Origin of the sequence: Ferriphaselus amnicola, from assembly GCF_000974685.2 — a bacterium.
Classification (GTDB): domain Bacteria; phylum Pseudomonadota; class Gammaproteobacteria; order Burkholderiales; family Gallionellaceae; genus Ferriphaselus; species Ferriphaselus amnicola.
The window spans coordinates 907,845-920,330 of sequence record NZ_AP018738.1; the positions used below are offsets into that span (position 1 = coordinate 907,845).

Genomic DNA, 12,486 nt, shown 5'->3' on the forward strand with positions numbered 1-12,486 from the left:
TGCGATGCGCTACGTTTATGCAACTTTAACGATGGCTGCCATGATGCTGAGTAATGCCAGCTTGGCCAACAGCGATGCCCCCAAAGATGGGGAGGCGAGCCTGAGAGGTATGTGCGTTCAAATCGTGCAGGACATCAATGACTATTCAGGCCGACAAGTCGCTACCTGCTTACCTGCAGCTAGTGTGAAGAACGGTCAGCCTGACCTGCTGATGATCGTGTCTAAGGCGCACTTTGCAGAAGAAAAAATGCGCACCATGTGGGTGGGTATTGCCATCGCCATGGCAGCGCAGGCCGCTGAGGATTTCGCAGGAAGTGCTCCGCCACTTAAGGCGGTGATGATCGATCAAGCGGATAAAGCCCGGAGCAGTTTGGACGAGATGAGGCTGTGCACAGTGTCGATTCCTGAGGCGCAGTCCTTGTTGCAGCGCCATCAGTCGGGTGAGCTTAGGCGCTGGAGCGAGGTGTATCAAAGCAGCAGCTGCCATGCTCAGGCTACCGCAAAAGCCCAATAGCACCAGAAGCGGCTGGGTGTCGAGCGGTGGGCGAGGTTGATATGGGCAATCAAAATACATCACTTTGGTGGAAGCGTTACCCAAACAAGGACGCGATTGGGGGGCGTGATGCGTGGGCTAGCGAAACTCCCGATCCGCGCTTGGCCATAGGCACGATGGTGCGGCTATGTGGCAAACCTGCTAAGGCGCGACAGGTTTTACGCGTGGAGTGGCACAGGTATCGTCACCGTTATGTGTATGAGGTTGAAGTGAGTGGCTGTGCGTATTGGTTTTCCGATCAGCTCATGCTGGACGGGAGCGATCAGCCACTGGTGGAGTTGCCTCAGCCTAGCATATGGCAAAAGATTAAAACCATCCTGAAAGCGAGCTAATGATGCACTCATTCGAGATCAATTGGGGAGTGGTTGCCGTAAGCGATGACCATGCGCATGTCAGGCAGACATATGCGCTGTGGCCCGCGCCGGTCAATGATGACCAGTGTTTTGCCGAGGCGGGCTTTAGTCATTTTCAATCTGACGATGAAGGCTGGTCGGAGTCGCACTGGGATGCGCAGGCGGAGATTTTGCAACAGCGCGTGCTTTCGGTACTGGCTGAGCTTGGCCATGCCGTTGTATTGAGTGAGCCATTAGTCGAAGATCGTTCCCTTTTTCGCTTTTGGAAACCAGGCGAACCACTACCTGTGGCAGAGCAATTGCGCTGGCCGATTTTGAACGACAGTCTGCCAGAAGTGGTCATCCGTTTCGGTTCTGCGGTTGAGCTGTGTGCTGGCTCAGGGCACGAGTTGTACTGGATCAGCCGATTGCCCGATTGCCCCGTGAGCTTTGAAACGTTGTTGGCTCAGCTTGCGGCGGGCTGGCCTGTAAAACAAGTACAGCTGGACTGGAGCAAACTGGGTTTCAATCCGGTGAGTTGTTCAGCGCCCCCGGAAATTTTGACAAGCGGTACTGTAGGATGAGCACGTCCCTCATCATTATTTGAACTTTTACAGAGAACTTCATGACTCGCCCAACGCCAATACAAAAATTGTTCGCACTATTTATTGTGCTTTTCACGGTGCTTGTCTCCCCCTCCGTCTTTGCATACACAAATGAGGGAGTGGATGCCTACAACAATGGAGTCCTTGCCTACCAACAAGCTAATTACACATCTGCATTCAACTATTTCCGTATCGCAGCCGAGCAAGGTGTGGATAAGGCCCAGTACAACTTGGCGACAATGTATGAAAGCGGAGAGGGCGTAGCTCAAAGCAAATCGAGTGCCCTCTACTGGTATCGTAAAGCGGCAGATCAAGGACATAGAGATTCACAGGTAGCCCTTGCCGATGCATACGATAAGGGCGAAGGTGTTACACGCGATGCTGCTACTGCACTCCAGTGGTACCGCAAGGCTGCTGAGCAAGGAGATGCTGAGGCACAAGTTAAAGTTGGCATCTCGTACGTCGAATCGATGAATTATGCTGAAGCGCGCAAATGGTATCAACTGGCCGCGAGCCAGCAGGAAAATGAATACGCCCGCAATTACGCCCGCAATCAAATTGCCGAGATTGATCGTTACAACGCTGAACGTACAGCCCGTGAAAACGCAGCTGCCCACAATGTGCCACCGCGCGAAAAAACCTACAGTGAGCTGGAAGCAGAAAGGGAAGCTGCCGACCGGAACTGCAATTGGGACTGCAGGAAACACAAAACTGAACTAGAAGATAGAAGGAGAAATTTATGCTCGAACACCTCAGATCCTCTTGCGAGAGCACTTAATGGTTGCAATCACTAGCACTCAATTGACCGGTAAATCTTTTTAAGGAGACTTTGCAATGAAACTCACATCCTCCACACTAGCACTGCTGTGTACACTGGCGCTTCCGCTTTATGTGCATGCAGAGGCAAACAATCAGGCTACTCAAACGGGGCTGCCCATGGATTTTTCAAAGTTCTCTAACCCGCCAGCCGAATACAAAAACAATCGGGTTGTAGTGCCCAACACGCCAGAGATTGCAGAGCGCAGGAGAATCAGGATCTCTCCCGTAGAGCGCGTTGAGCCCGATGTATCTGCCCCCGCCGCTGCCAACAAGCCAGTAACCCCGTAGGATACCGATAACAAATGCCGAGCTTAGGTGGGTGTGCCACCCCTGCGCTACCCCACCGAATTGCAAGCCCATTGTTTGCTGGACTATCGCCGATTGCACGACTCATGCTCTGCTTGATGAGTCAGGTCAGGTCTATAACTGGCAAAGGTGAGTCACCCCAGCCTGTGCAAAACAAGGGTGTTCAAAATTTCGAGCTGGAAAAATAATCGTGGCTGCACCTGATACCTGATTGTGGATTCCGTCTCATGGTTCATATGACTGAATGGCAGTGAAAGCGTGTGATATGAGTAATGACAAAGAACGATCTCAAGCACCGCTTACGGCGACGGAGCAGGCTGAAGTTGACCAGCGCGTCAGTCAAATACTGATCGATTATCCCGCTGAGCCAGACTGGCTCTTGGTGGATGACGCAGTTTTGATTGAGCTGGTATTTTGCGCTGATTGTGAACCCTATTTTGCGGATGTGGCGCTGGCCGAGCTGTCCCGTCGAGAGAATTCGGCGGTGGGCGATCTGTGCATATTTTTACTGAAAGAGCAGGGTGCGCATAGTGGTTTGAAAGCGCAGGCGATCAGTTTGCTGCCTGATACGCACTTGGCATTGGGCATGGACGAGTTGCTGGATTTGATCCGTTGGTGCGATGCTGAGATGCTGGAGAGCGTGGTAAGTGCGGTGCATGAAAAGCTACAGAATGACCTGCCCAGCCAAGTGCGCAGTCATCCATTGGTCGGAATAATCAACTCGTTATCGAGCCGCCGAGAGGCGATCTATTTTGCCGGTAGCCTGAGCAAAGATGAGTTTATGCGGGCCAATAAATTGGCCGCGCCGACTAGGATATCTTGGTCAAAGTTCATGTTGGGATTAGGCGGTTGGGCCATCGCCTGTGCTGTCTTAGCCGGTCTGGGCAGATTGGAAACACCGGCCATTCTGATGTGCTTACTCGGCTTGGCGTTAGTCTGGATGGGGTGGAGGCTAGAGAGCGAGCAGGCTTTGCTCTGGGAGCGCAACCCAAATTGTCGAGGGCATGTCTTCGGGGTGATCGGAGAAGCGGGCATCGACGCTTATGGCGAGGATTTCTGGCGCTTCACGGCCTGGCCCAAGCTGAGCCACTGGGCGACTTCGGGCGACGAGCTGCTGGTGGTCGTCTCGCTCATCGAAGCACGCGCGTTTCCAGCCTCGTTCTTCGCTTCATCGGCTGACTATGAGCGTGCCCGAGCACGGTGCGCTGATAATCTGAAATCTTTGTCCGAATCGTTATCAACTCGAACATGACCTCCGACCGAGTACAACGCATTCTGCAAGCCTATCCGACCGAGCCAGACTGGGCGTTGGAGGACGATGCAACGCTGATCGAATTGGTGCAAGGCCACGCGCAACAGCCTGACTGCGCCGCTGCGGTGTTGCGCGAGTTGGCGCAACGCCAGCACGCTGCCGTGGGCGATTTGAGCTTGGCGCTGCTTGTGGCGCAGGATGCCGACAAATGGGTAAAACTGGAGGCCTTTCGCTCGCTCCCCACCACACACATGGCGCAAGGCTTCGAGGCGGCGCGCGACCTGGTGGATAGTTGTCCGGTGGTGGTGCTGGAGATGTTGGCAGCGGCTGTTCACGAGATGTTGCAGGGCGACATGCCCGAGGTGCTGCGCAACCATGATGTGGTAAAAAAACTAGGTGGTGGTCGCTATTGGGGCGATGACGGCGATGGCAACGTCATCCATTTCGCCGGTAGCCTGACGCGGGATGAGTACTTGCAGGCAGAGCAGTTGATATCGGGTAAAACTCTTGTTGCGTGGCAGATCGCGTTGTTCCTGTCCGCTTGGGCGTTGCTGGCTGGCGTGTTGACTTGGCTGAACCAACTTCCAATCCCAGCCATGATGATGTTGCTGCTCGGGCTGGCGCTGGGCGTTATCGCTAAAATCTGGTACGGCAAGGCGACCACTTGGGATCAGAATCCCGACTATCGCAAGCATTATTACGGGACACTCAGCGAGGCGGGCATCGACACCCACGGCAGCAACACTTGGCGATTCTCACCGTGGTCGGAATGGACGAGCTGGAATGCTGACGATGACATGCTGGTCGTGCTGTCAACAGGCGGTGCACGCATTTTACCCGTGTCGCACTTTGCCTCATGGGCTGAATGGGAGGTGGCACGCGCTTTGTGTGCACAGCATTTAACAAAAACGGAAACTAAAGGGGACGAAATTGAATAAATATCTTACGCAGGGACTGTTGGTTTTGATTCTGGCTAGCGGGTTGGTGGGGTGCGAAACGCTTACCCCGTATCAGAAAATGGACAAGGCGGTACGAGAGGGTAATGTTTCAGCGGCTGCGGAAGTGATTCGAGGTGGTTTCCGGCCAGACCCACGAGAAGCGTGGCGAAGCGGAGCATTTCTTGCACGTGCCGCAGAGTACAGCAAAAAAGATATGGTGGAGTTGTTGTTGAACTCTGGCTATCCGGTTGATGCGCAAGATCCCTATAAGTCAACTGCAATGCTACAGGCCATAACCTACGGCAAACTTGACGTGGTAAAGCTACTGCTGGATCGGGGGGCCGACCCGAACCACATGACTGAATGTGGGGAGATACCCTTAGGCAAAGCTGAAGAAATGCTCCACCAAGTGGACAATGCACCTGCCACCCGAAAAGAAAATCAGGCAGAAATGGTCAGATTGTTGAAGGCCAAGGGAGCAAGTTATTCAGTCAAATCCAGTTGTAATCGGACACCATTGTTGAAAGCAGCTTTGGGCGGTGAAGATTGTAGGTTTAAGTACGAAAGGATAGCGAGATACTACGAAAACGACATCAACGCCACTGACTGTGAGGGAAATACAGTTCTTCATTATGCGGCGAGATATAACGAATTTTGGGAGTCGTTTCAGAACACATTAATTTACAAAGGCGCGAATCAAAATGTAAAAAACAAACTCGGCTATGCGCCAAGGGAGTACTGGCCGATCTTGTTGGAAAAATCTCGGGCCAAGGATCAAGCCCTTTTAGAACTGTCGGAACGGGCTCGACAAGCGGGGGAAGCTGCGAAGCACGCAGAATTCGAAAAGCGATATGCGGAAGAGGCTGCTCGTAAAGCCCAAGGTCCCAGCGTTTGGGAGCTGAATGCGGAAGCGGCAAGCAAGAAACTGAAGGAAATGCAAGCGGATCACAGCCATAAAACAAGCCCTTATTACGGAACTGGTTGTAATGGCAGTTCATCTTGTCGTTGATGATTAAGACGGTCAGCAATAACGCACTATCACTTATGGACGCGCTGAGCAACTCAGTTTTTTGTTGATCGATCAGCGCGTCTGGTTCAAATGAGCACGTCCCTCATCATTAGTTGAACTTTTACGGAGAACTTCATGACTCGCCCAACGCCAATGCAAAAATTGTTTGCTCTCTTATTTGTGCTTTTCACGGTGCTCGCACGCCCTGTCCTTGCATATACACAAGTAGGATACGATGCCTACAACAAGGGAGTCCTTGCCTACAATCAAGCGGATTACCCTTCTGCATTCAACTACATGCGTATCGCAGCCGAGGATGGTGTGGCTCAAGCCCAATATAACATGGCGGCAATGTATGACAACGGAGAGGGCGTAGCACAAAGCAAGTCGAGTGCCCTCTACTGGTATCGTAAGGCCGCTGATCAAGGGCATAGAGATTCGCAACTAGCTCTCGCTAAGGCATACGAAAATGGCGAAGGAGTTACGCGCGATGCAACTGCTGCACTTCAGTGGTACCGCAAAGCTGCTGAGCAAGGGGATGCTGATGCACAAGTCAAAGTTGGTAACTCCTATACCGAATCGATGAATTATGTGGAAGCCCGCAGATGGTATCAACTGGCCGCGAGCCAGCAGGAAAATGAATACGCCCGCAATTACGCCCGCAATCAAATCACCCAGATTGATCGTTATGAGCGTGATCGAGCAGACGACTATGACAAGCGCGTAGTAGAAGCACGCAAGAGAACGCAGGAAGCCGGCAGGGCAGCAACTGAAGCCTATCTTGCCCGACACAATCAACCCCCCAGCCCCAGCGCTTGGGAACAGAGTAACGAAGCGGCAAGGAAGAAACTGAAGGGGATGATGGATGATCACACCTACAAAACAAGCCCTTATTACGGAACTGGTTGCAATGGCAGTGCATCTTGTCGTTGATGATTAAGACGATCAGCAATAACGCAGTGCAAAAATCGGCGGCTTAAGAGGTTGCGAACCTGAGCCTGATACTCAGTGAGCTAGTGCGTCTAATCAGTCATGGTTGATGAAATAGAGTGGCATCGTAGTAAATTTTCTAATGCTCATGGTGGAGGTGGTATGCGGTTCGGTTTTATGTTGCTGGTGTTGATGTTTGCGGGTGTGGCGAATGCCGCCTCCGTGCACGAACAAGCGGGGAATATTTTTTATGTTGGGGATGATGGCGTTTCACGGCAATTGACTTCCCTGCGTAGTGACAGTGAGCCGATCCTGTCGCCGGATGGGCAGACGGTGGTGTTCGGGCGAGCCACGCGCCAGAAGGCACCGGATAGCGAGGAACTGGAAAGGGAACTCTGGATTGCCGATATTTCCGGCAAGCAGGTGCGCCGTCTATTGGCGACGCATTATGACGAAGCTCTCGAAAAAACACTCACGCAGATCAACAACTGGAAGTTTTCTGCGGATGGAAAGCAGTTGTATTTTTTGAGTGTCGCATGGGCGGTTTCCAATGCCCTGCATGTGCTGGATCTGGCCAGTGGCAAAGAGCATTACATTACAGACGCAAATGATGTGCTGGTCGTAGGCAAAGGAAAATACGCCAACCATCTGGTTGTGGCTAAGCATAAATACTTCAAGGCGGGCGGCTCATCGGACTATTACTGGTTGATTACCCCTCAGGGCAAAGAAATCAGGAAAGTGGGCGAGGATGACGAACAGGCAAAACGGTTTGTTCGGAAGCAGGAAGGAAAGCGTTAAGGACACGTTGCTTATCGAGCTGCTCAGATGCGGCGATGCAACGAGCCAAGCCCTAATAAGCACGAACGACAAAAATGGATACTGGCCATTTAGCTGCCGACGTGTCGATGGTGAGGAAAACTACACATAATGGCGGTTCAATAATTTCGATGAAAAGGGGACATGCAATGAAAAGATTCATCTCTGGTTTGTGTTTGTTTGCCATGCTGATTGGCACTGATTGACGCGCCACACATGATAGTCGTTGCAGCGGAACTGACTCCCGCAGTGATCGAACGGGTGCTCAGGCAAATTGATCGCCAGGGTGCGCTGCTTAGATGTTCCTTGCTGCTGTGGGTGGATGACAACCTTTGAACTGTTTTAGAGAGAGGTGATGGATGAGCCGAATAACTTCATTTGATATCGTCGCCCCGCGTGGCAGTGCCGCGCAGTTGGTGCGGGCCGTGGCAGAGCATCTGGTGGCGGCAGACCGAGCCAGATTGCTGCGCGCGCTTGACACGGGGGTGGAGCAGCTTATGGGGCGCGAGGCGCGCAACGACTACGATTCGCGCTTGGATTGTGATCTGTGTCTGACCTTTCTCTTCCCGCCCGATGAGCCCTTGCGTGTTTTTCAGAGTGAAAGCCAGTTTGCCGGTGACGCTGACGCTGCAGCAGGCCGGGTCGCCGTTGAGTGTAGCTGGAGCGGTCTAGACTTTGGGGAATATTTTGTGAAATTTCATGCGACTTCGTTCATATGGGACATCTGCAACTTGTTTTTCGTGTCGTCCTCGGTGCTCGACAGCTTCATCGACATAGCGAAGCAAACGCCGGGCGCAACGCTGGCGAGATACGATGATGTGCTGGGGCGCCACGACTTGATCTGGCGCGCGCCCGATGCTGCTGCCTATGCGTTGAGCTGTCCCAGGGCGGCTGAAGCCAGCCGGACTGATCAAATTTGCTGGGAAATACTCGATGCCATCGCATGAACACCGCCCAACGGCGTGGTGGAAACGCTATCCAGGGGACGAGAACCGTTGCAGAGCTTTGAAGCTGATTTGTCGGCTGATGCAACCGAGTTATAGAAGCCGTAAAACGATTCATACAGCATCAACAAGGTAGGCTCAATGGGCTTGCGACTAACGAAGGGAAAACTTATGAAAACAGCAGGTTTATTTCGCGTATGCACGGTGACTCTTGCTTTGCTTGGCGCAAATTTGGTGGCTGCACCGTCTTTTGCCCAAGAGCAAGTGAGCTACGCCCAGGGCAAGGCCGCGTATGCCAGCAAGGACTACGCGGCGGCTTACAAGATTTTTAAAACGATGGCCGACCAAGGCGATGCGTCTGCGCAAAACGCCTTGGGTGTGTTTTATAAGCGAGGCATCGGTGTGACGGCGAATTTAGCCGAGGCGATTAAATGGTTTCAACTGGCGGTCAAGCAAGGAGACGCCAAGGCGCAAAGCAATCTGGGTGGCATGTATCTCCTCGGTGAAGGTGTCACCAAAGATGTTACTGAGGCGGCAAGGTTAATTCGACTCGCCGCTGACCAAGGGGATGCTGAAGCACAGGCTAATCTGGGGGTGTTGTACCGCGATGCTGAAGGGGTCAAACAGGATTACACCGAAGCGGCGAAGTGGTTCAGGCTGGCAGCGGATCAGGGCTATGACAATGCACAACTGAATCTCGGTTCGCTGTATTGGAATGGTCTGGGCGTACCCAAAGATATCTCGCTAGCCATCCAATGGTATCGCAAGGCCGCCGAACAGGGCTTGGTGCTTGCGCAGGTTGAATTGGGAAATGATTATTCATCAGGCAGGCATGTGACGCAGGATTATGCCGAGGCGCTCAAGTGGTATCGATTGGCCGCAGCGCAGGGCAGCGCTGAAGCAGAGCACAGATTAGCTGTGCATTATTACTCCGGATGGGGAGTCGCCAAGAATTTGGGCGAGGCGGTGAAGCTGACCCAGAGTGCGGCGCAAAAGGGGTTTGCCAAGGCGCAATATAACCTCGGTGCCATGTACGAACATGGCGAAGGCATAGCGCAGGATGATGTGCAGGCGGTGAAATGGTACAGGCTGGCAGCAGAACAGGGGGACTCGGGTGCTTTGCGTAATCTGGGGGGGATGTATGAGATGGGGCACGGTGTCCCAAAGGATGACGTGCAAGCGGCAAAATGGTATGAAAAAGCCGCAGAAGCGGGCGATGCGACCGCACAAAACAAGCTGGGGGTTTTCTATTCACAGGGACGGGGCATCAAGCAGGATGATGTACAAGCGCTCAAGTGGTTAAAACTTGCAGCAGCACAAGGAAATGTCGAGGCGCAATCCAATCTGGGGGTGATTTATGAGAACGGTTACGGCGTACCCCCTGATGTTGCAGAGGCCATCAAGTGGTACAAGCTTGCGGCGGAGCATCGACACATAACGGCTTACAACCGACTAGGCGACATTTTCAATAATGGTGCAACTGGCATCAAGCAGGACTACACCGAAGCCCACAAATGGTATCGCCTAGCAGCTGAACAGGGCGATGCCAGCGCACAACAGATGCTGGGGGCGCACTACCTTAAGGGCATCGGAGTCGCGGTAGATGCTACTGAAGCGCTGAAGTGGGAAAAATTGGCGGCCGCGCAGGGATTTCCCTCGGCTGAAAATGATCTTGGTTACATGTACCTGAACGGAGTCGGGGTGCCTCAGGATCGAGCCGAGGCGATGAAATGGCTCACCTTGGCGGCTGAGCATGGCAACGAGCGTGCGCAGAAGACCTTGGCACAGTTGAAAGAGCACGGAGCAAACTGAAATAAGTGTTGGACGAGATTGCGTGCACATTGTGCGCGCAGCGCTTGTCAAAAGTATCAAAAAGGCGAGAAAACTGAAAAATCTTACAAGGAGTTATGTCATGAGAAAATCACAATGTCTGCAACTGGGGTTAATGGTATTGGCACTTGCGCTGGCGGGGTGCGCTTCGCCGGAGCATCGTTATATGGAGTCGGGGATGAAGAAGAGAAATAACGGTGACCGGCAAGGCGCTATGAGTGACTATAACAAAGGGATAGAGTTGGGGCGAAAGTCTGAGCATCCAGACCACGATGCCATGAGCTACATGCATTCTGATCTGGCGTACTGGAAGTGTTACGAGCTGAACGATCCTCAAGGCGCAATGGAAGATTATAGTGAGGCAATTCGGCATGACGAACTTCGTGGATATGGCTTGAGTCATCTTCACAGCAATAGGGCTAAGTGTATGGAGGAGAAGCTAAACGATTTTGCGGGTGCTAGGGGCGACAGGCAGCTGGCAAAGGAGTACAGCAGGCAATTAGACAAACGGATAGAGGCTGATAGGGCGGAGGAGAAGAGGAGGCAGGCAGAGGCTGCTCGCGCCCCAAAAACCCAAGAAGGCCCAAGCGTTGGGGAGCTGAATGCGGAAGCGGCAAGGAAGAAACTGAAGGGGATGATGGAGGATCACAGCTACAAAAATACCCCTTATTACGGAAATGGTTGCAATGGCAGTTCGTCTTGTCGTTGATGATTATGCCAATCGGCATAACGCACTGAAAAAATTGGTGGCTAAGGAGGGTGTTGTGGAAAGTCAGAGTTGGGTTGTGCGTTGGTCGGGTGTGTGTTCTGCCTTGGGGCTGGGCATTAGCCTGTTTGCAGGCGGTGCGTTTGCCGAGGCATGGGGGGCGGGCGTTACGCCTGTTTATGCACCGGATTTCGAGCCGGGTAGCGTTCAGGCGGTCAAGCTGACGGAGTGCAACATGACCCCCGGCATGGTGTATTGGGCGGGCGGGCAGGCGAGTGCGAGCTGTGCCGGCTATGACATTTCCCTCGCCAGTATCTCCAAGACGAACAAGCATGCTGAAGAAGAGAGCGAGGCGGGCACGCATGTGGTGATTAAACTTCAGGAAAAGGGCAAGGCTGCGGCGAAAGCGGTGTTGAAAATGGCCTCTTTCCCCGGAGGCGAGTTTGTCGATTTGGCCTACTCTGCCGACTTGAATGGTGATGGTAAGCCAGACTTCGTGATCGAGACCAGCTCGCATGGCAACGGTTTGGCGGGTGAGTTTGGCGGCAGACTCTTTCTGCTTTCAAGTGATGACGGTTATCGCTATTTGAGCAAATCTGGCGTAATGAGCGACTCGCGCATTGTGCGTTTTGCCAATGAGTCGGCTGCTACTCTGATATTGCAGCGCATCGCGGAGCCAGCCGGACCGGATGGTCCGACTGCGGTGCTGAGTCGCGACGGCAAAGAGCATAGCTACTTCATTTTCGACCTTGTTCAATTCGATCCTGCGTCCCCCAAGGGCGCGAAGCTGAACAACTCGCAGGATGCGCGCTTCCCCTTCTGGGCGCAGTACACCAACAAGCCCCAAAAATCGGAAACGACCCTACTTACGCCCGCCCGCAAAAAAGCCTTGTGGCACGATCCCGTGGCAAGTGCTGCCGCTGGTAAGCTGGTAGCACGCTGAGAGGGCGAGAACGTGACCAGCCAAGTGGGTGATGTCGCCATGCAAGCCCGTGCAGAGTTGCGGCTACGGCTGATGATCGAAGCTTCCGATGAAGATGGGGTGGCTGCGCTCATTCCGAGTATCGAGACGGGTTTGTGCGGCTTGGCCAGAATAGCCACTTGGTCATGTGAGCGTTATTGGAAATTCCCCAAGCTGTTTGATTGCGATCTGTTATTGGCGCCGGAAGGTAGCCCATCGGCGGCGTTTGATAGGATCTTAGGCTTGGCTACCCACTGGCAGCGCTACGATAACGACGACGAAGCCGCCGACCGGGAAGCTATTTGGAGCCGGAATGTTACGCCCGATGGCATGTTCATCCATCCCCAGATCGAGTGGGTGCAGATGAGCCAGCATCCCGAATTACCTAGAACTACGGTATGAGCAGAGCGCTTTCAATGCTCTGCCTGTGTTTGCTTACTGGGCTGTGCCACGCCCAAGCGAATGAGGCGTACTTTGATGCGAGC

At 53.2% G+C, this 12,486-nt stretch carries 15 protein-coding genes; all 15 read left to right on the plus strand.

Annotation, left to right across the window (positions count from 1 at the left end):
• Positions 1–4: 4 nt before the first annotated feature.
• The 15 genes from OYT1_RS04315 (at position 5) to OYT1_RS04385 (ending at position 12,403) form a co-directional block, all read left to right on the plus strand.
• Positions 5–514, plus strand: a complete 510-nt coding sequence (locus OYT1_RS04315; RefSeq protein WP_062626920.1) for a hypothetical protein — start codon at positions 5–7, stop codon at positions 512–514.
• 41 nt (positions 515–555) lie between these two features.
• A complete protein-coding gene (locus tag OYT1_RS04320) occupies positions 556–885 on the plus strand; it encodes a hypothetical protein (protein ID WP_062626921.1) in 330 nt (109 codons plus the stop codon).
• On the plus strand, positions 885–1,469 hold the full coding sequence (locus OYT1_RS04325) for a hypothetical protein (protein WP_062626922.1): 585 nt from the start codon (positions 885–887) through the stop codon (positions 1,467–1,469). Before OYT1_RS04320 ends, OYT1_RS04325 begins: the two co-directional genes overlap by 1 nt.
• Positions 1,470–1,510: 41 nt before the next feature.
• The gene (locus tag OYT1_RS04330) at positions 1,511–2,284 is read left to right on the plus strand and encodes a tetratricopeptide repeat protein (protein ID WP_062626923.1); all 774 of its coding nucleotides are present in this window, start codon (positions 1,511–1,513) and stop codon (positions 2,282–2,284) included.
• A gap of 40 nt (positions 2,285–2,324) precedes the next feature.
• Positions 2,325–2,597, plus strand: a complete 273-nt coding sequence (locus OYT1_RS04335) for a hypothetical protein (protein ID WP_119283466.1) — start codon at positions 2,325–2,327, stop codon at positions 2,595–2,597.
• A gap of 283 nt (positions 2,598–2,880) precedes the next feature.
• The gene (locus tag OYT1_RS04340; RefSeq protein WP_062626924.1) at positions 2,881–3,867 is read left to right on the plus strand and encodes a hypothetical protein; all 987 of its coding nucleotides are present in this window, start codon (positions 2,881–2,883) and stop codon (positions 3,865–3,867) included.
• On the plus strand, positions 3,864–4,805 hold the full coding sequence (locus tag OYT1_RS04345) for a hypothetical protein (protein WP_062626925.1): 942 nt from the start codon (positions 3,864–3,866) through the stop codon (positions 4,803–4,805). The genes OYT1_RS04340 and OYT1_RS04345 overlap by 4 nt, the downstream gene beginning before the upstream one ends.
• Positions 4,798–5,814, plus strand: a complete 1,017-nt coding sequence (locus OYT1_RS04350; protein WP_062626926.1) for an ankyrin repeat domain-containing protein — start codon at positions 4,798–4,800, stop codon at positions 5,812–5,814. Before OYT1_RS04345 ends, OYT1_RS04350 begins: the two co-directional genes overlap by 8 nt.
• Before the next feature lie 135 nt (positions 5,815–5,949).
• Positions 5,950–6,747, plus strand: a complete 798-nt coding sequence (locus OYT1_RS04355) for a tetratricopeptide repeat protein (RefSeq protein WP_084612003.1) — start codon at positions 5,950–5,952, stop codon at positions 6,745–6,747.
• Positions 6,748–6,846: 99 nt separating this feature from the next.
• Positions 6,847–7,542 carry a TolB family protein gene (locus OYT1_RS04360; RefSeq protein ID WP_110818383.1) on the plus strand — a complete coding sequence of 232 codons (696 nt, stop codon included), beginning with the start codon at positions 6,847–6,849 and terminating at the stop codon, positions 7,540–7,542.
• A gap of 377 nt (positions 7,543–7,919) precedes the next feature.
• Positions 7,920–8,507 carry a hypothetical protein gene (locus OYT1_RS04365; protein ID WP_062626929.1) on the plus strand — a complete coding sequence of 196 codons (588 nt, stop codon included), beginning with the start codon at positions 7,920–7,922 and terminating at the stop codon, positions 8,505–8,507.
• A gap of 168 nt (positions 8,508–8,675) precedes the next feature.
• Complete coding sequence (locus OYT1_RS04370; protein ID WP_062626930.1) at positions 8,676–10,316, plus strand: SEL1-like repeat protein; 1,641 nt, start codon at positions 8,676–8,678, stop codon at positions 10,314–10,316.
• Positions 10,317–10,512: 196 nt separating this feature from the next.
• Positions 10,513–11,043, plus strand: a complete 531-nt coding sequence (locus tag OYT1_RS04375; protein ID WP_145983669.1) for a tetratricopeptide repeat protein — start codon at positions 10,513–10,515, stop codon at positions 11,041–11,043.
• On the plus strand, positions 11,021–11,983 hold the full coding sequence (locus tag OYT1_RS04380; protein WP_062626932.1) for a hypothetical protein: 963 nt from the start codon (positions 11,021–11,023) through the stop codon (positions 11,981–11,983). Before OYT1_RS04375 ends, OYT1_RS04380 begins: the two co-directional genes overlap by 23 nt.
• Before the next feature lie 12 nt (positions 11,984–11,995).
• On the plus strand, positions 11,996–12,403 hold the full coding sequence (locus OYT1_RS04385) for a hypothetical protein (protein WP_062626933.1): 408 nt from the start codon (positions 11,996–11,998) through the stop codon (positions 12,401–12,403).
• Positions 12,404–12,486 lie beyond the last annotated feature (83 nt).

Excerpts from the sequence above, each read along its gene's own strand:
- OYT1_RS04355 (WP_084612003.1), top strand. The coding sequence starts at position 5,950 with ATGACTCGCCCAACGCCAATGCAAAAATTGTTTGCTCTCTTATTTGTG.
- OYT1_RS04380 (WP_062626932.1), top strand. The coding sequence starts at position 11,021 with ATGGCAGTTCGTCTTGTCGTTGATGATTATGCCAATCGGCATAACGCA.
- OYT1_RS04375 (WP_145983669.1), top strand. The coding sequence starts at position 10,513 with ATGAAGAAGAGAAATAACGGTGACCGGCAAGGCGCTATGAGTGACTAT.
- OYT1_RS04360 (WP_110818383.1), top strand. The coding sequence starts at position 6,847 with ATGGTTGATGAAATAGAGTGGCATCGTAGTAAATTTTCTAATGCTCAT.
- OYT1_RS04325 (WP_062626922.1), top strand. The coding sequence starts at position 885 with ATGATGCACTCATTCGAGATCAATTGGGGAGTGGTTGCCGTAAGCGAT.
- OYT1_RS04370 (WP_062626930.1), top strand. The coding sequence starts at position 8,676 with ATGAAAACAGCAGGTTTATTTCGCGTATGCACGGTGACTCTTGCTTTG.
- OYT1_RS04315 (WP_062626920.1), top strand. The coding sequence starts at position 5 with ATGCGCTACGTTTATGCAACTTTAACGATGGCTGCCATGATGCTGAGT.
- OYT1_RS04340 (WP_062626924.1), top strand. The coding sequence starts at position 2,881 with ATGAGTAATGACAAAGAACGATCTCAAGCACCGCTTACGGCGACGGAG.
- OYT1_RS04345 (WP_062626925.1), top strand. The coding sequence starts at position 3,864 with ATGACCTCCGACCGAGTACAACGCATTCTGCAAGCCTATCCGACCGAG.
- OYT1_RS04330 (WP_062626923.1), top strand. The coding sequence starts at position 1,511 with ATGACTCGCCCAACGCCAATACAAAAATTGTTCGCACTATTTATTGTG.
- OYT1_RS04320 (WP_062626921.1), top strand. The coding sequence starts at position 556 with ATGGGCAATCAAAATACATCACTTTGGTGGAAGCGTTACCCAAACAAG.
- OYT1_RS04335 (WP_119283466.1), top strand. The coding sequence starts at position 2,325 with ATGAAACTCACATCCTCCACACTAGCACTGCTGTGTACACTGGCGCTT.
- OYT1_RS04365 (WP_062626929.1), top strand. The coding sequence starts at position 7,920 with ATGAGCCGAATAACTTCATTTGATATCGTCGCCCCGCGTGGCAGTGCC.